Source organism: Streptomyces sp. NPDC002785 (genome assembly GCF_040295565.1).
GTDB lineage: Bacteria > Actinomycetota > Actinomycetes > Streptomycetales > Streptomycetaceae > Streptomyces.
Genome location: NZ_JBEOVN010000046.1, coordinates 20151 through 42436, shown reverse-complemented (window position 1 = coordinate 42436; position 22286 = coordinate 20151). Strand labels below are relative to the sequence as shown.

At 68.7% G+C, this 22286-nt stretch carries 17 protein-coding genes and 2 pseudogenes; 8 read left to right on the top strand and 11 right to left on the bottom strand.

Annotated features, from left to right (window positions below):
• Nucleotides 1–164 precede the first annotated feature (164 nt).
• The gene (locus ABTZ94_RS14285) at nt 165–2210 is read left to right on the top strand and encodes a bifunctional aldolase/short-chain dehydrogenase (protein ID WP_351200884.1); all 2046 of its coding nucleotides are present in this window, start codon (nt 165–167) and stop codon (nt 2208–2210) included.
• Nucleotides 2211–2226: 16 nt separating this feature from the next.
• Nucleotides 2227–3705, top strand: a complete 1479-nt coding sequence (locus tag ABTZ94_RS14280; protein ID WP_351200882.1) for a rhamnulokinase — start codon at nt 2227–2229, stop codon at nt 3703–3705.
• 122 nt (nt 3706–3827) lie between these two features.
• Here ABTZ94_RS14280 and ABTZ94_RS14275 read toward each other — a convergent pair.
• Nucleotides 3828–4133 (bottom strand): annotated as a pseudogene (locus tag ABTZ94_RS14275) (transposase); the annotation flags it as partial.
• Between the two features lie 133 nt (nt 4134–4266).
• Here ABTZ94_RS14275 and ABTZ94_RS14270 point away from each other — a divergent pair.
• A complete protein-coding gene (locus tag ABTZ94_RS14270; RefSeq protein WP_351200880.1) occupies nt 4267–5730 on the top strand; it encodes an L-fucose/L-arabinose isomerase family protein in 1464 nt (487 codons plus the stop codon).
• Between the two features lie 76 nt (nt 5731–5806).
• Here ABTZ94_RS14270 and ABTZ94_RS14265 read toward each other — a convergent pair whose 3' ends face one another.
• A complete protein-coding gene (locus ABTZ94_RS14265) occupies nt 5807–6880 on the bottom strand; it encodes an enoyl-CoA hydratase/isomerase family protein (protein WP_351200878.1) in 1074 nt (357 codons plus the stop codon).
• 243 nt (nt 6881–7123) lie between these two features.
• On the opposite strand from ABTZ94_RS14265, the gene ABTZ94_RS14260 reads away from it, so the two are divergent.
• Nucleotides 7124–9271, top strand: coding sequence for a SpoIIE family protein phosphatase (locus ABTZ94_RS14260; protein WP_351200876.1), 2148 nt, complete (start codon nt 7124–7126; stop codon nt 9269–9271).
• Between the two features lie 94 nt (nt 9272–9365).
• Here the strand turns inward: ABTZ94_RS14260 and ABTZ94_RS14255 are convergent.
• The 5 genes and pseudogenes from ABTZ94_RS14255 to ABTZ94_RS14235 form a co-directional block, all read right to left on the bottom strand.
• Nucleotides 9366–9608 (bottom strand): annotated as a pseudogene (locus ABTZ94_RS14255) (LAETG motif-containing sortase-dependent surface protein); the annotation flags it as partial.
• Nucleotides 9609–9691: 83 nt separating this feature from the next.
• A complete protein-coding gene (locus tag ABTZ94_RS14250; protein WP_351200893.1) occupies nt 9692–10180 on the bottom strand; it encodes a GNAT family N-acetyltransferase in 489 nt (162 codons plus the stop codon).
• Between the two features lie 41 nt (nt 10181–10221).
• Nucleotides 10222–11307, bottom strand: coding sequence for a DUF6397 family protein (locus ABTZ94_RS14245; RefSeq protein WP_351200874.1), 1086 nt, complete (start codon nt 11305–11307; stop codon nt 10222–10224).
• Nucleotides 11308–11403: 96 nt separating this feature from the next.
• Complete coding sequence (locus tag ABTZ94_RS14240) at nt 11404–11817, bottom strand: roadblock/LC7 domain-containing protein (RefSeq protein ID WP_351200872.1); 414 nt, start codon at nt 11815–11817, stop codon at nt 11404–11406.
• A 143-nt stretch (nt 11818–11960) separates the two neighbouring features.
• The gene (locus tag ABTZ94_RS14235) at nt 11961–12587 is read right to left on the bottom strand and encodes a GTP-binding protein (RefSeq protein WP_351200870.1); all 627 of its coding nucleotides are present in this window, start codon (nt 12585–12587) and stop codon (nt 11961–11963) included.
• Between the two features lie 347 nt (nt 12588–12934).
• On the opposite strand from ABTZ94_RS14235, the gene ABTZ94_RS14230 reads away from it, so the two are divergent.
• Both ABTZ94_RS14230 and mgtA read left to right on the top strand, forming a co-directional pair.
• Nucleotides 12935–13300: an ArsR/SmtB family transcription factor gene (locus ABTZ94_RS14230; protein ID WP_351200868.1), complete on the top strand. Its 366-nt coding sequence runs from the start codon at nt 12935–12937 to the stop codon at nt 13298–13300.
• Entirely contained in the window at nt 13284–16004 is a 2721-nt protein-coding gene (mgtA, locus tag ABTZ94_RS14225; RefSeq protein ID WP_351200866.1) for a magnesium-translocating P-type ATPase, read from the top strand. Before ABTZ94_RS14230 ends, mgtA begins: the two co-directional genes overlap by 17 nt.
• Nucleotides 16005–16070: 66 nt before the next feature.
• Here mgtA and ABTZ94_RS14220 read toward each other — a convergent pair whose 3' ends face one another.
• On the bottom strand, nt 16071–17558 hold the full coding sequence (locus ABTZ94_RS14220; RefSeq protein ID WP_502967242.1) for an LCP family protein: 1488 nt from the start codon (nt 17556–17558) through the stop codon (nt 16071–16073).
• 242 nt (nt 17559–17800) lie between these two features.
• Here ABTZ94_RS14220 and ABTZ94_RS14215 point away from each other — a divergent pair, with 242 nt between their 5' ends.
• Nucleotides 17801–17935: a twin-arginine translocase TatA/TatE family subunit gene (locus tag ABTZ94_RS14215; RefSeq protein WP_502967241.1), complete on the top strand. Its 135-nt coding sequence runs from the start codon at nt 17801–17803 to the stop codon at nt 17933–17935.
• A 158-nt stretch (nt 17936–18093) separates the two neighbouring features.
• Nucleotides 18094–18669: a TerD family protein gene (locus ABTZ94_RS14210; RefSeq protein ID WP_189280859.1), complete on the top strand. Its 576-nt coding sequence runs from the start codon at nt 18094–18096 to the stop codon at nt 18667–18669.
• A 113-nt stretch (nt 18670–18782) separates the two neighbouring features.
• On the opposite strand, the gene ABTZ94_RS14205 is transcribed toward ABTZ94_RS14210, so the two are convergent.
• From ABTZ94_RS14205 to ABTZ94_RS14195, 3 genes are read right to left on the bottom strand one after another with little or no spacing between them, the layout of a single operon-like run.
• Nucleotides 18783–19217, bottom strand: a complete 435-nt coding sequence (locus ABTZ94_RS14205) for a DUF742 domain-containing protein (RefSeq protein WP_351200889.1) — start codon at nt 19215–19217, stop codon at nt 18783–18785.
• 23 nt (nt 19218–19240) lie between these two features.
• Nucleotides 19241–19678: a roadblock/LC7 domain-containing protein gene (locus tag ABTZ94_RS14200; RefSeq protein ID WP_351200861.1), complete on the bottom strand. Its 438-nt coding sequence runs from the start codon at nt 19676–19678 to the stop codon at nt 19241–19243.
• Nucleotides 19675–22230 (bottom strand): sensor histidine kinase, encoded by a 2556-nt coding sequence (locus ABTZ94_RS14195; RefSeq protein ID WP_351200859.1) that lies wholly within the window; start codon nt 22228–22230, stop codon nt 19675–19677. The genes ABTZ94_RS14200 and ABTZ94_RS14195 overlap by 4 nt, the downstream gene beginning before the upstream one ends.
• Nucleotides 22231–22286 lie beyond the last annotated feature (56 nt).

Sequence of the window (22286 nt, the reverse complement as noted above, 5' to 3'; positions counted from 1 at the left end):
CACACACCACGTGATCATTCCGGGGCCGTCGCCATGCCCGGAAGGCAGATCACGACCGTCACGCATCACGCATGATCAGCCACCCGACAGGCTCTGAGCCCCCGCCCCCTCCCTGTGCGCCCGTCCGACCGATTCAGCCCGATCCCCGACACCGAAGGATTCTCATGACGTCCGCGACCCACGCCGAAGTCGCCGCGCTCCTGGAGCGCGCCCACCGGATCGGCTCCGACGCCCGCAACACCAACTACGCAGGTGGCAACACATCGGTCAAGGCCTCCGGCACCGACCCGGTCACGGGCGGCGAGACCGAGCTGCTGTGGGTCAAGGGGTCCGGTGGTGATCTCGGCACGCTGACCGAGGCCGGTCTCGCCGTGCTGTGCCTGGACCGGGTGCGCGCGCTCAAGAACGTGTATCCGGGGGTGGAGCGCGAGGACGAGATGGTGTCGGCGTTCGACTACTGCCTGCATGGCAAAGGCGGCACCGCTCCGTCCATCGACACGGCGATGCACGCACTGGTCGAGGCCGCGCATGTCGATCATCTGCATCCGGACTCGGGGATCGCGCTGGCGTGCTCCACCGACGGTGAGAAGCTCACCGCGGAGTGTTTCGGCGACAAGGTGGCCTGGGTGGGCTGGCGCAGGCCCGGGTTCCAGCTCGGTCTGGACATCGCCGCGGTCAAGGAGTCAAACCCGCAGGCCGTCGGTGTGGTCCTCGGCGGCCATGGCATCACGGCCTGGGGCGAGACGTCCGAGGAGTGCGAGCACAACGCGCTCTGGATGATCCGCACCGCTGAGGCATTCCTTCAGGAGCAGGGCGAGGCGGAGCCGTTCGGCCCCGTGTGGACGGGCCGGGAGGCCCTCCCCGAGGAGCAGCGCGGGGAGCGCGCCGCCGCGCTCGCCCCGCTGATCCGCGGCCTGGCCTCAACCGACCGTCCGCAGGTGGGCCACTTCACCGACACGGAGCCTGTGCTGGACTTCCTCTCCCGTGCCGCACACCCGCGGCTCGCCTCGCTCGGCACCTCGTGCCCGGACCACTTCCTCCGTACGAAGGTCAGCCCGCTGGTCCTCGACCTGCCTGCGGACGCCACGCTGGACGAGGCGGCGGCACGCCTGAAGGAGCTGCACGGGGAGTACCGGGAGGCGTATCGCGCGTACTACGAGCGTCACGCGACCCCCGGCTCCCCCGCGATGCGCGGCGCGGACCCGGCGATCGTGCTGGTGCCCGGAGTCGGCATGTTCTCCTTCGGCAAGGACAAGCAGACTGCCCGGGTTGCCGGGGAGTTCTACCTCAACGCCATCAATGTGATGCGCGGCGCCGAGGCCGTCTCCTCGTACGCGCCGATCGAGGAGTCCGAGAAGTTCCGGATCGAGTACTGGGAGCTGGAGGAGGCCAAGCTGCGCCGGATGCCCGAGCCCAAGCCGCTGGCCACCCGGGTGGCGCTCGTCACCGGTGCGGGGTCCGGTATCGGCAAGGCCATCGCCCACCGACTGGTCGCGGAGGGAGCGTGTGTCGTCGTCGCGGACCTGAACGCGGAGAACGCCGCCTCGGTGGCGCAGGAGCTCGGCGGGCCCGACAAGGCTGTCGCGGTGACGGTCGATGTGACCAGTGAGGAGCAGATCGCCGGGGCGTTCAAGGCGGCGGTGCTCGCGTTCGGCGGTGTGGATCTCGTCGTGAACAATGCCGGAATCTCGATCTCGAAGCCGCTGCTCGAAACCACGGCCGGGGACTGGGATCGTCAGCACGACATCATGGCGCGTGGCTCGTTCCTGGTCTCGCGTGAGGCCGCCAGAGTGATGCGGGCGCAGAACCTCGGCGGCGACATCGTCTACATCGCGTCGAAGAACGCGGTGTTCGCAGGCCCGAACAACATCGCCTACTCGGCGACCAAGGCCGATCAGGCTCACCAGGTTCGGCTGCTGGCAGCCGAGTTGGGCGAGCACGGGATCCGGGTCAATGGCATCAACCCCGACGGAGTGGTGCGTGGTTCGGGGATCTTCGCGGCCGGCTGGGGGGCCCAGCGTGCGGCGACGTATGGAATCGAGGAGGAGAAGCTCGGCGAGTTCTACGCCCAGCGGACCCTCCTCAAGCGCGAGGTGCTCCCGGAGCATGTCGCGAACGCCGTCTTCGCGCTGACCGGCGGGGACCTCACGCACACGACCGGTCTTCACATTCCCGTCGACGCCGGTGTGGCGGCGGCGTTCCTGCGATGACCCGGATGAGAGTTCCATGTCTGTGACGTCACGAAGCGACGCGGTCTTCGCGGCCGTGGACCTCGGTGCCGGCAGCGGCCGGGTGATCACCGGCCGGGCCGGGCCCGGGAAGCTCGTGCTGACCGAGGCGCATCGCTTCCCCAATATCCCGGTCCGGCTGCCGGACGGGCTGCGATGGGACGTGCTCGCTCTGTACCAGGGGATGCTGGACGGTCTTCGGACCGCTGCGCGCAGTGGTCCGATCGCTTCGGTCGGCATCGATACCTGGGCGGTCGACTACGGCCTTCTCGATGCCGACGGGGCACTGCTCGGGCTGCCGTTCCACTACCGTGACAGCCGTAACGGCAAGGCGGCCGAGCAGGTGCTGGCCGAATGCGGGGCTCGGGAGCTGTATGCCATCAGCGGGTTGCAGCATCTTCCGTTCAATACGGTGTTCCAACTCGCCGCGCATCGTGCGAGTGCCCAGTGGGGGGCGGCACGGACAATGCTGTTGATCCCTGATCTGCTGGTGCGCTGGCTGACCGGCACGGTCGGCGCGGAGATCACCAACGCGTCGACGACCGGTCTGTTCGATGCATCTGCCGGGACCTGGTCCGATGCGCTGATCGGCCGGCTGGGTCTGGAGCGTTCCTGGTTTCCGCCGTTGCGTGAGCCGGGTGACGCGGCCGGGACGCTGTTGCCGCATGTCGCGGCGTACACCGGGCTGCCGGCCGGGACACCGGTGACGACCGTCGCCTCGCACGACACGGCGTCGGCGGTCGTCTCGGTGCCCGCGGCCGAGCCCGGATTCGCTTATGTGTCCTGTGGTACCTGGTCGTTGGCCGGGCTGGAGCTGACGGCTCCGGTACTGACGGAGGAGTCCCGGGCGGCGAACTTCACCAATGAGCGCGGGGTGGACGGCACCGTCCGCTATCTCCGCAACATCATGGGCATGTGGCTGCTGGAGGAGTGCCGCCGTGCCTGGAGCCGGAAGGGAACGGCTCCGGTCCTGGCCGGACTGCTCGCAGAGGCGGCCCGTGCCCGGCCGTTCGCTGCGGTGATCGACCCCGACGACGAATCGTTCCTTGCGCCGGGTGACATGCCGTCGCGCATCGACGCCCATCTTGTCCGCACCGGACAGAAACCGCCCGACACTCCCGGCGGGTACGTGCGATGTGTGCTGGAGAGCCTGGCGCTGGCGCATCGCAGGACGCTGCGGGAGGCCGCCCGTCTTGCGGGGCGGGAGCTGACCCGGATCCACCTCGTCGGCGGGGGTTCACGCAACGAGCTGTTGTGCCAGTGGACCGCGGATGCCACCGGCCTCCCGGTCACGGCCGGTCCCGCCGAGGCGACCGCGCTCGGGAACATCCTTCTGCAGGCACGCGCCCATGGCCTGGTGGGCGACCTCATGGACATGCGACGACTCGTCGCGCAGACGCAGGAATTGCGCCACTACACCCCTCAGGGAGATCAGCGGGCCTGGGACCGGGCTGTCGCAAGGCTGGAGCCGGCCTGAGTCCTGGACACCCCGACCGGGAGCCCGGGCCCCTTTGTGGAAGCCCGGGTACTCAATGGATGACGAAGGAAGGATTCCCAATGACGTTGTCAACCCCCCGTCGGTGACGCCTTGTGACTGGGTCATGCCGCTGTGGCGGCGGGGCTGGCGGTGACGGCCTCGAAGGTCCGGTGGTCGCGTATCAGGGCCCAGAGCGCGTTCAGGCGGCGTCTGGCCAGCGCGAGGACGGCCTGCTTGTGGGACTTTCCCTCGGCGCGTTTGCGCTGGTAGAAGGTCTTGGACTGGGGGCAGTGCACCGCGGCGACCTGGGCGGAGAGGTAGAACATCCGCAGGAGTCGGCGGCTGTAGCGTCTGGGCCTGCGCAGGTTGCCGCTGACCTTGCCCGAGTCGCGGGGGACGGGAGCGAGTCCAGCGACGCCGGCGAGCCGTCGCAGGATGCCGGGCGGCCAATCCTTCCAAGCCACGAACGCGGCACCCGCATGACAGCCACACCCGGCATCCCTGGGTGTCCCGATCTTACGAATGACCGCGATCAACCCACGAAGAAAGGTATGGAAACTCATGACTGATGTCTCTCCCACCGTGCTCGACGGCGTGCTCGCCCGCACAACGCGTCGCCGTACCCGTGTCGGCCTGGTCTCCGGTGGACTCGGTGCGTACTGGCCGCAGTTCCCCGGTCTCCTCGACCAGTTGCAGGAATCTGCGCGCTTCGTGACCGGGCGGTTCGAGGAGATGGGCTGCAAGGTCGTCGACGCCGGCTTCATCTCCGACCCGCAGGAGGCCGCCAAGGCGGCGGAACAGCTGCGCAGGGCCGACTGCGACATCGTCGTGACGTTCCTGACGACGTACCTCACGGCCTCGATGGTCCTGCCGATCGCCCAGCGCACCCGCACTCCGGTACTGGTCATCGACCTCCAGCCGACCGAGGCGATGGACCACCCGAACACCGACACGGGCAAGTGGCTGGCGTACTGCGGACAGTGCCCGCTGCCGGAGGTCGCCAACGTGTTCCGGCGCAGCGGTATCCCCTTCCGCTCCGTCTCCGGCCATCTGCACGACGAGAACGCCTGGAACCGGATCCGCCGCTGGGTCTCCGCGGCGCAGGTGCGCGGCGTGATGCGCCATGGCCGGCACGGGCTGATGGGGCATCTTTACCCAGGGATGCTCGATGTCTCCACCGATATGACGCTGATCTCCACCCAGTTCGGCGGACACGTCGAAGTCCTCGAATTCGACGACCTGCGGGTCCGTGTCGCCGCCGTGACGGACGAGGAGGCCGGCGAACGCGTTGCGCTCACTCGTACGGTCTTCACCCTCGACGACTCCGTCGACGAGGACGATCTCGCCTGGGCCGCCCGGGTGTCGGTCGGACTGGACCGGCTCGTCGAGGACTTCGAGCTCGACAGCCTCGCTTACTACCACCGCGGACTTGAGGGCGAGATCCATGAGCGGCTCGGCGCGGGCATGATCCTCGGCGCGTCGCTGCTGACCGCCCGAGGCATCCCGATGGCCGGGGAGTACGAGCTGCGCACCAGCCTCGCCATGCTGATCGCCGACACCATCGGCGCCGGCGGCTCCTTCACCGAGCTCCAGGCCCTCAACTTCCGCGACCGGGTGGTCGAGATGGGCCACGACGGCCCCGCCCACCTCGCGATCGGCGCCAAGGATCCGTTGCTGCGCGGGCTGGGCGTGTACCACGGCAAACGCGGGTGGGGCGTCAGCGTCGAGTTCGACGTCAAGCATGGTCCGGTCACCACGTTCGGTATCGGTCAGGAGGCGGACGGCACCTTTACGTTCATCGCCTCCGAGGGCGAAGTCGTCCCGGGACCCCTGCTGGAGATCGGTAACACCACCTCCCGCGTCGACTTCGGCTTCGACCCCGGCGAGTGGACCGACGCCTGGTCCGCGACCGGCATCGGCCACCACTGGACTCTCTGCACCGGCCACCGCGCCAAGGATCTCAAGGCCGCGGCCAACCTCCTCGGCATCCCGTTCCGTACCGTCACCGGCCCCAACGATCTCTGAACCGGTCTCCGCAGTCCCGGTCCGTCTCAGTTCCGTCTCCATCCGCCTCGGCCTGCATCGGTCCGTCTTCGTCCGCTCAGTCCGTCGTCCGGAAACCGGAAGCCAGACCGAGTTCTCGGTCGCCCAGCGGGGCGAAGAAGAGCGCCACATCGGCCTCGGAGACCTCGGCCAGATCCGCCGGACTCCACCGCGGATTGCGGTCCTTGTCGATGATCTGGGCACGCACGCCTTCCACAAGGTCGGGCCTGGTGAAAGCGGTGCACGAAGTCCGGTACTCCTGATCGAGCACCGCCTCGAGACTGTCGAGCCTGCGGGCCCTGCGCAGGGCGGAGAGTGTCACCTTGAGCGCGGTGGGCGACTTGGCCAGGATCGTCTCGGCAGCCTGCTTGGCGGCGGGGACACCGCTGTTGTCGAGGCGATCGAGGATCTCCTCGACAGAATCGGCCCGGTAGCACGAATCGATCCACTCGCTGTGCGCCGCCAGTTCACCGTTCGGCGCGGGTGAGGCGTACCGCCGTACCGTCTCCTCGATCTCGGCAGCCTTACCGCAGGCGGCGAGGGCCGTGGTGAGCTCGGCAAGGAGCTGCGACGGTACGAAGTGGTCGGCGAGCCCGCACAGCAGCGCATCACCCGCGCCGACCGCATCCGCTGTGAGCGCCAGATGAGTGCCGAGCTCACCGGGCGCGGCACCGAGCAGGTATGTCCCGCCCACATCGGGGACGAAGCCGATGCCGGTCTCGGGCATGGCGATGCGCGAGCGTTCGGTGACGATACGGACGTCGCCGTGGGCCGAGACACCGACGCCACCGCCCATCACGATACCGTCCATGATCGCGACATACGGCTTGGGGAATCGGGCGATACGGGCGTTGAGCCGGTACTCGTCACGCCAGAAGTCCATTGATGTGCCGCCGCCCGCGCGGGCGTCCTCGTGGATCGAGCGGATATCGCCGCCTGCACAGAGGCCGCGCTCCCCCGCACCGGTGATGAGGACCGCGGTGACGGTGTCGTCGAGCTCGGCCTCGGCGAGTGCTTCGTCGATGCGCAGCACCATGGCGTGGTTCAGCGCGTTCAGGGCGCGCGGGCGGTTGAGCGTGATGTGTCGGATGCGTCCCTCGGTGTGCAGCAGGACGGGATCCTCGTGGTTCATGAATGCGCTCCGGTCAGCCCCTGTGCCGTATCGCCCGCCGATCGCGGACGATCTTCCGCTGCCATTCTGCGGGGCGGGTCCCGGGCTCGGGCAGCAGGGGTACAGAGGCCACCCGGACCGGCCCTCGGCCCGGATTTTGCCGGACGTCCGCTGTGGCAGCCTGCCGGAACCGGTTCGACAATTGAGACACTCCGTACGGGCCGCGCCGCCCGGCTGCCCCGTCGGAAGACCTCCGGAGCAGGAATGACCGATCACGACCGGCAACCGAGTACACCCGTCCCGTCCCGCCCGCTGATCGAGAAGACGCGCAACGGCGAGACCGCGACGGCGCAGCGGCTTGCCATGAATCGGACGGGCAGTTTCGAGTGGGACATGGATGCCCACACGCTCGACATCGACGAAGCGGGCCTGCTGGTCTTCGGCCTGGACCCACTGACCTTCGACTCACGGCCCGAAGCCCTGGTGGAACGGCTCGAACCTTCGGAGCGGACCCGACTCAATGCGGCTGTCGACGAGGCGATCGAGGGCGGGCGCAACTCGTACAGTGTTCACTTCCGGGTACCGCTCGACGACGGCAGGGACCAGTGGACTCATGTCCAGGCGCGGATACTGCGCGGCGATGACGGCCGGGCGCACCGGGTCGTCGGGGTGGTACGGGACGCGACGGCGGAGGTCACCCATTCGACCTTCGTGCTGGACCTGGAAAAACGGCGACAGCGCCAGACCAGCATTGTTGAACGCACAACGAGTGCTTTGTCGCGTGCGGTGACCGTGGATGATGTGACCGCCGCACTCACCGGACCGGGTGGGCTGGACCGGCTCGGCGCGGATGGCCTCGCACTCGGCCTGATCGAGAACGCCAAGCTGAACGTCATCGTCCTGAGCGGCGACCCACTGGAGGCGATCGACGAGCTCGGATCCGCGGGGCTGGACCGGAGGTACCCTCTGGCCGACACAATTCTCAGCGGCCGCCCCCGGTTCCTGACCTCGGTCCCGGGACTCGTCCGCCGCTATCCCGTGCTGACTCCCTACGCAGGGCGGCTGGAATTCCGTGCGGCCGCCTACCTGCCGCTCGTCGCCCAGGCGCGTTCCCTCGGCACCCTGGCACTCTTCTACCGCGAGAACACGATTTTCAACGCTGATGAGCGCAATCTGTGTCTGGGGCTGGCTGCCATCGTGGCCCAGTCCCTGCAGCGGGCGACGCTCTTCGACGAGGAGCGCGAATTCGCCACCGGCCTTCAGTCGGCCATGCTGCCGCGGCGGATCCAGGAGATCGAGGGCGGCGAGATAGCCGTGCGCTATCACGCGGCCTGGAGCGGACGCCAGGTCGGCGGTGACTGGTACGACGTGATCGCGCTGCCGATGACTCGCTTCGGTATCGTCGTGGGTGACGTGCAGGGCCATGACACGCATGCCGCCGCCATCATGGGCCAGTTGCGCATCGCCCTGCGCGCGTACGCCGGCGAGGGGCATCCTCCGGCGACGGTGCTGGCCCGGGCTTCGCGCTTCCTCGCCGAGCTGGACACGGAACGCTTCGCAACGTGTACGTACGCCCAGGTCGATCTCGCCTCGGGAACCGTGCGTGTGGTGCGCGCCGGGCACTTCGGACCGCTGATCCGGCACATGGACGGCCGGGTCAGCAACCCCCAGGTGCGGGGCGGTCTCCCCCTGGGCATTTCGACCGACTTCGAGGACGAGGAGTTTCCGGAGACCCGTCTCGACCTGGTACCGGGCGAAACCCTTGTCCTGTACACCGATGGACTTGTGGAAGAACCGGGAGTCGATGTCGATACAGGCGTGCAGGATCTGATAAACGAGGTCAGCGCGGGGCCCGTGGGCGCCCAGGCACTGGCTGATCATCTGTCGGACCGGTTGTGGGAGCGTTGGGGTTCGGGAGACGATGTCGCCCTGCTGGTACTGCGGCGCAGCCCGGAACCTGGGTCCCCTCGGGCTCCGCGGTTGCACCAGTACGTCCACCAGGCGGACCCGGAGGGGCTGTCCGACGCCCGCACCATAGTGCGTCAGGCCCTCACCGACTGGGACATGGCCGAATTCGCCGACGACGCCGAGCTGGTGACCGGGGAACTGCTGGTAAATGTGCTTCTGCACACGGAAGGTGGGGCGGTACTCACTCTGGAGGTGCTGCCCGAGCCCGTCCGGCGGGTCCGGCTGTCGGTTCAGGACCGCTCGAGCGTGTGGCCGAGACGTCGCAGCCCGGGCGAGACCGCGACATCGGGGCGAGGTCTGCTGCTCCTGGATGCCGTCGCCGCCCGTTGGGGCATCGAGCCTCACGGCGAAGGGAAAGCCGTCTGGTGCGAAATCGGGCCGTCGGGGCCGCCCACCCCCACTCCCCCGTTGCCGCCCGCGGAGCAGGGGCAGGAGCAGGTGTGACGAGAACACAGAAGGGCGTGTCGCTGCGCGCGGGGCGACACACCCCTCGACCGGTGGTTCTGGCACATTCCTGCGCCAGGACCACTGGTCTATGTCAGTGGTGTGCGGTACGACGCTCGCGCACGGACCACATGATGCCGCCGCCGGCCAGCAGGTCGGCCACAGCCGCTCCTCCGATGACCGGGGTGGCGGACGAGGACCCCGTCTCGGCCAGGTCCGGCGCGATGGAGCTCCGGGACGCCGCGGCGGGGGCGGACTTTGAAGCTGCCTCGCTGGGCGTGGCGCTCTCCGCGGGCGCCTTCGACGGCGTGGCCTCGGACGGCGCGGGCGACGGGGGGTGCCCGCGCACCCGCCCCAGCACACGAAGTCACAACTGGACCCGCATAACCAATGGTTGAGCCATGACGAACAGTGCGGATGTCACAGAGGGCGGTACATGATGTGCAGTCCGACGAAGCCCTGATTCGGATGATTGAACCCCTCGGGCAGGGTTCCCAGAATTTCGAAGCCGAGCGCGCGGTAGAGCCGGACAGCGTAGGTGTTCGTCTCCACCACGGCATTGAACTGCATGGCTCGGAACCCCGATGAGCGAGCCCATTCCAGCGTGTGCACGCACAGAGCCCGGCCCACACCCTGCCCGGAACGCTTGGGGTCGACCATGTAGCTGGCGCTGGCGATGTGCGCGCCGTTGCCCATGTGGTTGTTGTTCATCTTTGCCGTGCCGAGGATGGTCCCGTCGTCGTCGACTGCGACGATCGTGCGGTTCGGTGACTTGAGGAACCACCAGGAGCGGGCGTCGCTCTCACCGAGATCGAGCGGGTAGGTGAAGGTCTCGCCCGCGGCAACGATTTCGTGGAAGAACGGCCAGATGGCGGGCCAGTCCTCGGCAGTGGCTTCCCTGATCAGCATGTAGGTCAGGATGCCGGTGCCGTTCTCCGCGCGCGAGTTGTTTAACGGCAAGGACGCCGGGATGCGCGCCTGCGCAGACCGAGCCGGGCAAACAGCCCAAGTGCGGCTTCCGGCACCGCTGTCGGCACACGTTCAGGATCGGGCGCCGGATCACGTACCGGGTCAAAATCGCGTACGGGAACGAAGGTTGATGCGGGCTCGGACGCCGGAGCGTGGCCGAAGACCTGAGTGGGTTCGCAGACCTGGGTGGGACCAGACACCGAGGCAGGTTCGGGCTCAGCGACGGGTTCGGGCTCAGGTTCATGCCCGCTCTCGAGCCCGTTCCCGGGGCCGGGGTGCCAATCGTCGCCCGGACGCGGAGCAGACCGGGTCTCCCGGGCGTTGTCCACCTCCATGATCAGGCCGAGCCGCCGGCACAACATCTCGTCCGGTTCGTCGGCCCGCATCAGGCACTCCATCGTCTCCCTCGCAGAAGGCGACCCCGTTGGCCAGAAGACCGGTTCGAGCCGGATCCTGGCGAGGTAGGCACGCTCGTACGGATCGTCGACCACCTCTGCCAACTGCACCGGGTCCAGCGTGCCCGCGAGCACGGCCGCGCGGACCCAGGGGTCCTCCGTGAGACTCAGCAGCCGTTCGACGCGGCGCGAGCGCCAGTTGCGCGCACGGCAGTCGGCACCTCCCTCCAAACGACTGCGCAGCCAGGCCGGGCTCTTCCCCACCAGGAGCTGAGGCTCCCTGGCGGCGAACTCCGCAAGCTCCCGCGCCAGATAAAGCCAGACCACCGCACGGTACCGGTTGAGATAGAACGTGATCGGCGTGAGGCATCCCGCACGGGCCAGCTTGGTGAAACGGTCCGGACTCATCCCGAGCAGTTGGGCGCCTTCCGCCGTCCCGACGGTGTGCACCCGCTCCTGCAGCGCTTCAGGGAACCCGTCCTGCGACCGCAGCCGGTCGACCTCCTCCCGGCGGACCCTCGGCCTTCCGCCACCCCGCTGCACCATCACGCGGACCAGACCCACATGTACAGCAATGGCGAACTCGCCGCGCTTCAGATGAAGTTCCTGGGCTGCCGTGCCCACAGCCACCGTACTTGCGGTCTTCGTACACACAGCTTCGGTAACAGTCACGATGTTCTCCCCCGTGAGGCTCAATTACTCTCTGTGAGCACCGTAACGCGGGAGAGACATCGTCCGCCCGGCCTGTGGATAACTCCCGTGGCCGGGTCAGGTCCGCTTGTTTCCTTCGCTTCCCGCCTGCCGCGCGGCGACACCGAGATGCTCTCCGACTCTGTTCACGAGCAACGTCATCTCGTACGCGACCTGGCCGACATCCGCTTCGGCCGCGCTCAGCACGCACAGACAGCTGCCCTCCCCTGCGGCCGTCACAAAGAGCATTGCCTCGTCGAATTCCACCATGGTCTGCCGGGCCTTCCCTGCGCGGAAGTGGCGTCCCGATCCGCGGGCGAGGCTGTGCAGCCCGGACGAGACCGCTGCGAGATGTTCAGCGTCCTCACGCGCCAGGGCTGTACTCGCTCCGGTCACCAGTCCGTCGTTCGACAGCACCAACGCGTGCCGTATGTGCTCGACCCTGCTCGTGAGATCGTCAAGGAGCCAGTCGAGTTCCCTGTCCAGCGCCATTTACCCGCTCCTCCCCGCTCATGCGTTCCCCGTGCCCCACGTTTCGCGTAAGCCTCGCGCACTGGTCACGTACGGGCAAGCACTCCTCGGTCATGTGGCTTGGTCCTGGCCTCTTGGCGCGCAACCGATGTGCGCCGGGAGGATCAGCTCACCGAGTCGAGGAGCCGGGCGGTGTGCATCCGGCCGGCGTATTCGACCATACGGATCAGGACTTCCTTGCCGGAGTCCCGGTCGCGCGCATCACACAGCACGACGGGCGTGCCGAGGTCGAGATCGAGGGCACGGGACACCTCGCGTTCGCCGTAGGCGCGAGCGCCCGCAAAGCAGTTGACCGCTACGACGAAGGGGATGCCGCGGTGCTCGAAGTAGTCGACAGCCGGGAAGCAGTCCGCCAAACGTCGGGTGTCGGCGAGGACGACGGCCCCGAGCGCCCCTTGGGAGAGCTCGTCCCACAGGAACCAGAAACGGTCCTGTCCAGGTGTGCCGAACAAATAGAGCGAAAGACCGGACCGGATGGTGATGCGTCCGAAATCCATGGCGACAGTCGTCGTGGTCTTCTGATCGACCCCGTCGGTGTCGTCGACCGACTGTCCGGCCTCGCTGAGGAGTTCCTCCGTCCGCAGCGGTCGGATCTCGCTGACCGCACCGACCAGTGTCGTCTTTCCGACCCCGAAGCCTCCGGCGACCAATATCTTCAGTGCAAGGGCATCGGTCTCCGCGGCCTCCCCGGCCGTCGCCCCGTGGGTGTTGTCAGCGTGCTCGGAAGGCATCGATCACTTCTCTCACCAGTGAGTCCCAAGACGCTGAATACGCAGGTCAGAGCTGTCTTGAAGGGCTCGGATTCCGTGAACCGTCAGCATGAGTACGGCGACAGCATGGCAAAAGAGAACCTGCCCCGTGGGGCGGGATCGCTTTTTTAGCGATGTGATCGTTCCCGCTCACTGACTGCCCGGATGAGTCCACAATCCGATGCGTCCGACTGACTGCGTCTCCCGTTCCCGGTCGTGGGCACACAGGCCGCTCACAAACGCATGGGCCCACGGACGGCAGCAGTGCGGCGCTTACACTGGGTGCTTTCGGGTGCGAGGCATGGCCCACGCGGACAGGGAGAGCAAGAGTGTCGACAGCTGCCGACGGCGGTTTCGAGGATCCGCCCGCGGAGGTACTGGTGGAGGCGGCAGCCGCCTTCGGCCTGCTGGCGACGCCTGCGCGGCTGCACATCGTGTGGGCCCTGGCCCAGGGCGAGAGCGATGTGACCGGCCTCGCGGACCGGGTGGGCGGCACCCTTCCTTCGGTGAGCCAACATCTGACCAAGCTGAAACTGGCCGGTCTCGTACGGTCGCGCCGCGAAGGCCGTCGGCAGGTGTACCTGGTCGACGACCCCGACGTGGTGACCGTCGTCCGGCTGATGGTCGGCCAGCTCGCCGAACGCGCCGGACACGCGCCCGCGCACCCTGTACGCCTCAGTGAGCTCGGTGCCTGAGGGCAGTGCCGCCGCAGGTCCCGGCAGCACCGATCCTGACGAGTCGTCCGCCGTCGTCGTGCCGATAGCGGGCGCGTCGGTCGGCCGGAGCGCCGCCCCTGACATCGCGCCGCCCGCTTCCCCGGTTGCCGCACCGACCTCCTTGCAGGTTCTCCGCTCGCTGGACAGCGGGCCGCGCGGGCTGCTGGAGGGACAGGCGGAGGAACGGCTGGCACGGTTCGGCGAGAACACCCTGCCGGCCTGGCGTCCGGTCTCCTGGCCCCGCCGTTTCATACGCAGCCTGCGGGATCCGTTCACCTCGGTGCTCCTGTGTCTGGGTCTGGTCTCGGCAGCGGTGGCCTCGTGGGGCACCGCTGCCGTGACTCTGGCGCTCGTGGTCGTCAGCTGTCTGTTGCGCTCCGCGGAGGAGCATCGAGCCGACCGTTCGACGGCCGCGCTTCGGGAGTTGGTGGCGACCACCGCGACCGTGCTGCGCCGCACCGGCCCGGATGCCGCGCCACAGGCACGCGAGATGCCGGTCGGGGAGCTGGTGCCGGGCGATGTGATCAGACTCGGTCCGGGAGATCTCGTGCCTGCCGATGTGCGGCTGCTGCGCGCGAGCGGCCTGACTGTGCATCAGTCGGCCCTCACGGGCGAGTCGGTGCCGGTCGCCAAACAGCCCGTCGATGCTCCGGACCGACACCGCACCGCCGACGCCGGGCCCGGTGGCGAGGCCGGGCTGTTCGCGCGACCCGAGCTGTGTTTCCAGGGCAGCAGCGTGGCGTCGGGCAGTGGCACGGCGGTGGTGACGGCCACGGGTGCGCGCACCCGGTTCGCCGCCGCGCAGGACACTTCGGCACGCCGCCGGGGCACCAGTGCCTTCAACCGTTCGGTGCAGGGGATTTCCTGGACGCTGATCCGGTTCATGCTGCTCACCCCGCCCCTGGTGCTGATGGCCAACGCGGCACTGCGCGGCCGCGGTCTGGAGACGCTGCCGTTCGCCGTCGCCGTGGCGGTCGGGCTGACTCCGGAGATGCTGCCGGTGATCGTCACGACAGCGCTGGCCAGGGGTGCTTCGCTGCTCGCCCGGAACCACGGGGTGATCGTCAAACGGCTGCCCGCTCTGCACGATCTCGGTGCGATCGATGTGCTGTGTCTGGACAAGACCGGAACGCTCACCCAGGACCGACCGGTCGTCGAACGGTCGCTGAACGGTGCGGGCCGGTCCGATCCCGAGGTGCTGCACTGGGCCGCGGTGAACGCACTGTGGACGCTGCAGCTCGCTGATCTGCCCGCCCCCGACGCACTGGACGAGGCGGTTCTGGACGCCACCGAGGAGCAGGAGGAGGCGCTGTCCGCATACGACGGGGTGGCCGCGTTGCCGTTCGATCCGGTGCGGCGCCTCGCCACTGCGGTCATCCGCAGCCCCGGGAGGCTCGGCACCCACACCGTCGTCACGAAGGGAGCAGTGGAAGCGGTGCTCGACCGCTGTGCCCTGGACGATGCCGAACGGAACCGGCTGAGGGCCCTGGCCGCCCGCGAGGCCTCGAACGGTCTGCGGCTGCTCGCGGTGGCCCGGATCGATCGGCCCGCCCGGCTCGGTTCGTACACGACCGCCGACGAACGGGGACTGGCCTTCCTCGGGTTCATCGCACTGCGGGACGCGCTCACGCCGAGCGCCGCGGAAGCGCTGGACGTGCTGCAGCACAGGGGTGTCGCCGTGAAGGTCCTCACCGGCGACGATCCGGGGACCGTCGCCCGTGCCTGCCGGGATCTGGGTCTCGATCCGGGCGAGGTCGTCTCCGCGGAACGGATCGACGCGCTGTCGGACGGGGAGCTCGCGGAAGCCGCCGACCGGGCCACCGTCTTCGCCCGCTGTACGCCCGAGCAAAAGGCCCGGATCGTCTCGGCGCTGCGTACCTTCGGGCACACCGCCGGATTCCTGGGCGACGGCGTCAACGATCTACCCGCAATGCACGCGGCCGATGTCGGCATCTGCCCACGGAACGCGGTCGACGTGGCGCGGGAAACCGCCGATGTGGTGCTTGCCGAGAAGGACCTCGCGGCCATCGATCATGCGATCACGGCCGGTCGGCACTGCAGCGGGAACATCGCCACGTATCTGCGCATCACGCTCTCGTCGAACCTCGGCAACGTCATCGCGATGCTCGCCGCGGGGCTGATGCTGCCGTTCCTGCCGATGCTTCCGGCACAGGTCCTGGTGCAGAATCTGTGCTTCGACGTGGCGCAGCTCGCCTTCGCGTTCGACCGGCCCGCACCCGCGGTGCTGCGGCGGCCCACGGTGCTGCGCCCGCGCGATTTCCTCCGCTTCATCACGGGCTTCGGTCTGCTGAACGCCACCGCGGACCTGGCGACGTTCGCCGTGCTGGCCTACACATTGCGCGGTTCGGCGACGTCGGGCGGGCAGGAAGCCTTCCACTCCGGCTGGTTCACCGAGAACCTGCTCACCCAGGCTCTGGTGATGCTGCTGCTCCGCACGGGCCGCCGCACTGCCGAGGGCCACAGCGGCGGCCCGCTGCGGGCGGCAGCGTCCGGCCTTGCGGTGGTCGGCCTGCTGCTGCCGCTCACCCCAGTCGGTCCGCTGCTGGGCATGAGCGCGCTGCCACCGCTCTATTACTTGTTGCTTGCAACGGTGCTGGCCCTGTACGCATACGGACTGCGGGCGGCCCGTGCCCGCTACGAACGGAAGTGGAGATTCTCGTGACCCGCTCGCACATCGACACCGTGGAGTCCGGCACGAGTACCGGGCCTTCCCACCACTGCGGGAGGGTCAGCCGTACGAGAGGTCCGCGCACGGGTCGTCGTCGGCCGACCGCGCTCCGTCGGCGACGGTGGACGGCACGGCGGAGGGGGCCGGCCTCTCGGGTGCGAACGATGGGTTCTGGACGTAGGAACTGCCGAGGATCACCTGGATTCCGGCGGCGTCGGACGCGGCCGTCCGGGCTCCGGCGAAGAGCCGTGCGATGGTCTCTGCCTCGTTCCGCAGGCCCGGTCCGTACTCGATGACGGTCGAGGCGTAGTCCTGGCTGCTCGCAGTGGCCGTGGTGGTCACGGTGAAGCCTCGGGCGCGCAGGAGTTCGGTGGCCTGGGCCGCGAGCCCCGTGACCGTGGTGCCGTTGTAGACGGCGATGCTGATGCCCGTGCCGGAGACCGTGGCAGCGACCGCGGGCGATGCCCCGTCGCTCGCCGCCCCTTTGTCCTTGACCGATCCCCTGCCGCTGGCGTCCTGGCCGTCGACCGTACGGTCGGCCTTCAGCGCTGCCCAGAGCGCGTCGGCGTCCGGTTCGAGTATCGCGACGCGCGAGCCCTCGTAACGCCAGGGGACAGTGACGAACTTGGTGTTGTGCAGGTCGATGTTCTTCATCGACATGGCGAATGACAGAAGCCGGTCGGCCGACCCGAGCCCGGGGTCGACGGTCATCGCATCGGTAGCCGCGTCGGCGAGGGGCAGCAGTGCAGTGGGGTTCAGCCCCCGGGACTTGACCTTCTTGATGAGGGAGGCCACAAATGCCTGCTGGCGCTTGATCCGACCTATGTCCGAGCCGTCACCGATGCCGTGCCGGAGCCGGACGTAGTCGAGTGCTCGCTGCCCGGAGACGGTCTGTGGGCCCTTCGCGAAGATCCGGGCGCCCCGCGTGGACCGCTTCGGGCTGAGGTCGCGCTGATAGATGTCCTGGGGCAGACACACCGGAACGCCCCCGACGGCCGAGGTCAGTGCGGAGAACCCGGCGAAGTCGATGACGACGGTGTGGTCGACACGCAGGCCGGTGAGGTGCTCGACGGTGTTCTGGGTGCAGGCCGGGTTTCCCTCGGCCGTCTCTCCGACCGAGAACGCTCCGTTGAACATCACGTCGTGCTGCGGCGCGGTCCAATCGCCGCCCGGCTTCTTGCAGGCCGGGATATCGACCAGGGAGTCACGGGGAATGGACACCGCGACCGCGTGTTTGTGGTTGGCGTACACATGGAGAAGGAATGCGGTGTCGGAGCGTCCCACCGCACCCGTGCCGCCGCCCAGCTTGCGGTTGTCGCCCGAGCGCGAGTCCGATCCGATGACCAGGACGTTCTGCCCGTTCGACGAGCCGGGCGGCCGGTCGCCCGAGATCCCGTCCGCGCTGAAGGTGTCGATCCCGTTCAGTTTGAGGTAGGCCGACCCGACGCCTGCGACGAGCAGCACGAGGAACGACAGCCCGAACATGGCTGTTCGTCGCAGTCGACTGCCCCTTCGTCTGTCGGCTGCTGTCTTGTGACTTCCTGTCATCGGCCACCCCGTCCGTCCGGCCTCCATGGTGGAAGACGTGCTCCGCCACCCCCTGATTGCACAATTGCGCAACGCAGCAAGTATCGCTTTTCGGCTGGATCACCGGACCTGCCACAGCCAGCCTGAAGCACTGCCCGCGAACGCCGAGCGGAAACACCGGCCAGGACACCGAAAGGAAGGGCAGGACACAAATGTTGCGCAACGGCCTCGAACCCTGACACCTACTGATTGCGGCAATTGCGGTGATCGCACTGTTCGGCTCGAAAAAGCTGCCTGACACGGCTCGCGCCCTGGGCAAATCCATGCAGATCCTGAAGAGTGAGGCGAAGACCACGAAGGAGACCTATGCGAGCCCCAGTACCGAGCCGCGCTCATGAGGCACCGGCTCACCAACGTACGGCTCCCCTCCCCGCCACCACTTCAGGATTTGCGCAATCAAGGGAACCACGGGCGTGGCATCGTCGTTGACCCGGGTGACGGCCGAAGAAGCGTCGATCAACGCAACACTGAATCACTGAATCACTGGAGGAAGTTCATGGGTGTGACCCTGGCCAAGGGCGGCAACGTCTCCTTGTCGAAGGAGGCGCCCGGCCTGACCGCAGTGACGGTCGGCCTGGGCTGGGACGTTCGGACGACGACGGGCGCGGATCACGACCTGGACGCGAGTGCGCTGCTGTGCTCGGATGCCGGCAAGGTCCTCTCCGACCTGCACTTCGTCTTCTACAACAATCTGACAAGCCCGGACGGTTCGGTCCAGCACACCGGCGACAACCTGACCGGTGAGGGCGAGGGCGACGACGAGTCCATCAACGTGGACCTGGCGGCCGTCCCGGCGGATGTCGCCAAGATAGTCTTTCCGGTCTCCATTCATGACGCGCAGAGCCGCGGGCAGAGCTTCGGCCAGGTCCGTAACGCATTCATCCGCGTGGTGAACCGGGCGAACGGCGTCGAGCTGGCCCGTTACGACCTCAGCGAGGATGCCTCGACCGAGACCGCCATGGTCTTCGGCGAGCTGTACCGGCACGGCGCAGAGTGGAAGTTCCGTGCGGTCGGCCAGGGTTACGCCTCGGGCCTGGCCGGTATCGCATCCGACTACGGGGTCAATGTCTGACCCGGAGGAACCGTACGGGCGATGAGTGCGGGCCTCTCTCCTCCCCTCCCTCCGCGGCGAGGAGAGAGGCCCGCGTCCTCCGCTCGCTGCCTGGCCGCGTCACCGAAGTACCCCTACAGAGCCCGTAGACCGTTGATCACCTCGCGGAGGATGTGTTCGTCCGGCAGCTGTGCGGGCAGTACGGGGCGGCTGACGCGTACATAGCCGGCTTCGAGCAGATCGCCGAGGAGTACGCGTACGACTCCAACCGGAAGGTCGGCATCTGCGGAGAGCTCTGCGACGGACTGGGTCTCCGACCGGCAGAGGGTGAGCAGGGCTCGGTGCTCGGGACCGAGCAGGGATCCCTCGGAGCCGTCCGGCGCGTTGTCGTCGGAAGTGACGAGCGCGATCAGATCGAAGTGCACGCCGGTGGGGCCCGGTTCGGTCCGGCCGCCCGTCACGGCGTACGGGCGGACCAGCGGGCCGGCTTCGGCGTCGTACCACTGGCTGCCCGGACGTGCGTGCGGGCCCGGGGTCCGCGGGATGCCTCCCGGGCCCTCGTCGGTCATGGACACGGCCGTCTCCGCCCTTCTCAGCCAACAGCCGACGGGGGTGCGGCGAACCGCGGCGGGGTACGAAGATGCTCACCGACACGTTTGACGAGCCGAGCCATCTCGTAGGCCACCAGTCCGATGTCGGCAAAGGCCGCGCTGAGTACGGCGAGGCACGATCCGGCGCCCGCTGCCGCAACGAACAGAAACCCCTCGTCCATCTCCACCATGGTCTGGCGTACGTTCCCGGCCCGGAAATGGCGCCCCGCGCCCTTGGCCAGGCTGTGGAATCCGGAGGCCACGGCGGCCAGATGCTCGGCGTCCTCACGGCTCAGGGCGCTGGAGGCACCCACCGCGAGGCCGTCGCCGGAGAGCACGACGGCGTGACGGACCTCGCCGACCCGTGCCACCAGATCGTCCAGCAGCCAGTCGAGTTCACCCGAGGTTTGACATACCCCGGCGCTCTCGTTCGCGATCATGCATGGTCTCCTTCGCTGCGTGGACGGGGGTCGGTGGTGCCCGGGTGGGGCAAGGGTGTGCCGGGGACGGTGCCGCTGCCGCGCACCCAGCCGTTGCGGTAGGCGGTCATGCGGTCCCGGGCCTGCTCGGGCGTGCGCTCCGGGGGTCGGCCCGTGTCATTCGGGTCGCCGCGTGGCAGATCGTCGGGGCGGGACTCCTCGCGCAGTTGCGGAACGAGGTTGGCCTGCCGCACACGGCGTGGCAGGGCGCCGTCGTCGCGCTGCTCTGCCGAGATGGCCTTGGCCTTGTGCTCGTCCATTCCGCCCGTACGCCCGCGCAGCGAGGTGACCGCGGCAGCGGGCTCTGTACGGGACTCGAGCCCGGGTACCGGTACCGGCGCCGGGAAGGCAGTGGTCCGCGGCCTCACCGCACGGGGTCCGGGTCCGAAGGACGGACGGTCCCGGTCGTCCCGGCGCTCGACCGAGGTGTTCCCCGGCGCGGCCGGCGCCTCGGCCGCCGGAAGTGCAGTCTGCAGCAGTTCCGTTGGCAGCAGAACCACTGCGGTCGTCCCGCCGTACGCGGAGGTGCGCAGCTGAACCTTGATGTGGTGGCGTACGGAGAGCCGGCTGACGACGAAGAGGCCGAGCCGGTCGCTGTCGAAGAGGTCGAGGGGCTCCGCCTGCTCGATGCGCCGGTTTGCCTCGCCGAGGAGTTCGCCGCCCATGCCCAGGCCGCGGTCCTCGATCTCCAGGGCGTAGCCGTTGCCCACGGGCTCGCCGCTGACGCGCACCTTGGTATGTGGCGGTGAGAACTGTGTGGCGTTCTCGATGAGTTCGGCCAACAGGTGAGTGAGGTCGGCGACGGCCGTGCCCTTCACCGCGGCGTCGGGCAGTTGCCGTACCTCCACGCGGGCGTAGTCCTCGATCTCGGAAACGGCTGCGCGTACGACGTTGGTCAGCGGTACGGGCATCCGCCAGGCCCGTCCCGGCGCCGCACCGGACAGGATGATCAGGCTCTCGGCGTGCCGTCGCATCCGGGTGGTGAGGTGGTCCAGCCGGAAGAGATCGCTGAGCTCGTCGGGATCGTCGGCGCGGCGCTCCATGCTGTCGAGGAGGTTGAGCTGACGGTGGACCAGCACCTGGCTGCGGCGGGCGAGGTTGACGAAGACTCCGGAGATGCCGTCGGCGAGTTCGGCCCGTTCGACGGCGGCACTGAGGGCTGCCCGGTGCACTGTTCCGAGTGCCTCGCCGACCTGGCCGATCTCGTCGTGGGCGGCCGGGCCGTGCGGGGCCTCGGCCCCGATGTCGAGTTCCTCGCCCGTCCGTAGCCGTTGCATGGCGCGCGGCAGTTTACGGCGAGCGATCTCCAGAGCGCTGTTGCGGAGATTGACGAGTTCGACGACGAGCCCGCGGCCGATGCGCACGGAGATCACCAGTGAGGCGGCGACGGCGACAAAGCCGAAGAGGACTGCGGCTCCTGACGGGCTGAAGAGTCCTCGGGCGAGCGGGTTCGCCCGGTCGGCGGCGCGTTGGCCTGGCGTGGTGTCGATGGTGCGCAGCTCGCTCCGTACACGGTTCGCTGCTTGTTCCCAGTCGGCAGCGGCCACTGCCTTCGCGGCCTCGCGTCCGGCGGGCGCGGCGAGCACCTTGTCCTCGGCGGTCTGGATCTGCCGGTAGGCGTCCCCGGCGGTGAGCCTCTGCCAGGTGGCCCGCTCGGTGGCGGGCAGATCTGCGCCCGCGGTCTCCATGAGGTTCCTTCGGGAATCCACCGCTCCGGTGAACAGGCGCAGTTGGCCGCCCTTGAGCGTTCCGGTGCGAGCGGCCGTGGCCAGCAGGGCATCCTCGCGGGCCAGCATCTCGTCGGCGCGGGAGAGTTCGAGCAGGACTCGGGCGTCGGAGCCGAGTGCGTCGTCCTGAATTCCGGTGAGGGCGCCACAGACGCCGAAGGCCGCGGACACGGCCGCGGTGTACTGGTCGTACACGGCGTTCTCGTCGCCTGCATCGCTCCTGTCGGCGCGCAGTCGATGGGTGAGGCCGAGGAACCGGTCGAGCCGTTCGGCGACGGTGGGTGGCAGGTTGCCGGTGTCGGCGATGGTGTGGCGGCTGTCGAGGCGCAGGGCGGCGAGCGCGGTGTCGGTGCGCTTGGTCTGGCGCTCCAGCGCGGCGGCCCGGGCGCTGCTGGGGGCCGCGGACTGGAGCATGGCCGCCCGGCGCTCGCTCTGGAGTGCCGCGACGGCGGTGGATATCGGAGCCCGGACCTCGTCGTCGACCTGCTGCAACTGGCGTAGCCGTGCCACGTCCTGGGCAGTGGTGACCGTGGCGAAACCCCACAGGGCGAGCAGCGAGACGACCGGCACCATCAGCAGCGAGATGATCTTCGCGCGTACGGTTCCGGGACGAAGCGTCCGCCGTCCGCGCGGCGCGGATGCGTTGTGCGCCGGCAGCGCTACGTCATGCTCGGCACTCTCGTCGGCCGGCGGGCCCGCGTGCGCGCGGCGTCCGCGCGCCGCTGGGGCGGGGGGCCGGGCGGCGGCCGTCGCACCGGTTTTTGGGGTCGTGCGGGGTGGGCGCATGGCCTCCTCGTTCCGGGTGTGGAGCTGGGTGTGTCGCAGTGCCGGCCGGCTGGGTA

Bases quoted from the DNA above. Each gene is read 5' to 3' on its own strand.
- ABTZ94_RS14235 (WP_351200870.1), bottom strand. From the start codon at position 12,587: ATGCCTTCCGAGCACGCTGACAACACCCACGGGGCGACGGCCGGGGAG.
- ABTZ94_RS14240 (WP_351200872.1), bottom strand. From the start codon at position 11,817: ATGGCGCTGGACAGGGAACTCGACTGGCTCCTTGACGATCTCACGAGC.
- ABTZ94_RS14205 (WP_351200889.1), bottom strand. From the start codon at position 19,217: ATGACCGACGAGGGCCCGGGAGGCATCCCGCGGACCCCGGGCCCGCAC.
- ABTZ94_RS14270 (WP_351200880.1), top strand. From the start codon at position 4,267: ATGACTGATGTCTCTCCCACCGTGCTCGACGGCGTGCTCGCCCGCACA.
- ABTZ94_RS14210 (WP_189280859.1), top strand. From the start codon at position 18,094: ATGGGTGTGACCCTGGCCAAGGGCGGCAACGTCTCCTTGTCGAAGGAG.
- ABTZ94_RS14280 (WP_351200882.1), top strand. From the start codon at position 2,227: ATGTCTGTGACGTCACGAAGCGACGCGGTCTTCGCGGCCGTGGACCTC.
- ABTZ94_RS14195 (WP_351200859.1), bottom strand. From the start codon at position 22,230: ATGCGCCCACCCCGCACGACCCCAAAAACCGGTGCGACGGCCGCCGCC.
- ABTZ94_RS14220 (WP_502967242.1), bottom strand. From the start codon at position 17,558: ATGACAGGAAGTCACAAGACAGCAGCCGACAGACGAAGGGGCAGTCGA.
- ABTZ94_RS14200 (WP_351200861.1), bottom strand. From the start codon at position 19,678: ATGATCGCGAACGAGAGCGCCGGGGTATGTCAAACCTCGGGTGAACTC.
- ABTZ94_RS14285 (WP_351200884.1), top strand. From the start codon at position 165: ATGACGTCCGCGACCCACGCCGAAGTCGCCGCGCTCCTGGAGCGCGCC.
- ABTZ94_RS14250 (WP_351200893.1), bottom strand. From the start codon at position 10,180: ATGCTGATCAGGGAAGCCACTGCCGAGGACTGGCCCGCCATCTGGCCG.
- ABTZ94_RS14260 (WP_351200876.1), top strand. From the start codon at position 7,124: ATGACCGATCACGACCGGCAACCGAGTACACCCGTCCCGTCCCGCCCG.
- ABTZ94_RS14265 (WP_351200878.1), bottom strand. From the start codon at position 6,880: ATGAACCACGAGGATCCCGTCCTGCTGCACACCGAGGGACGCATCCGA.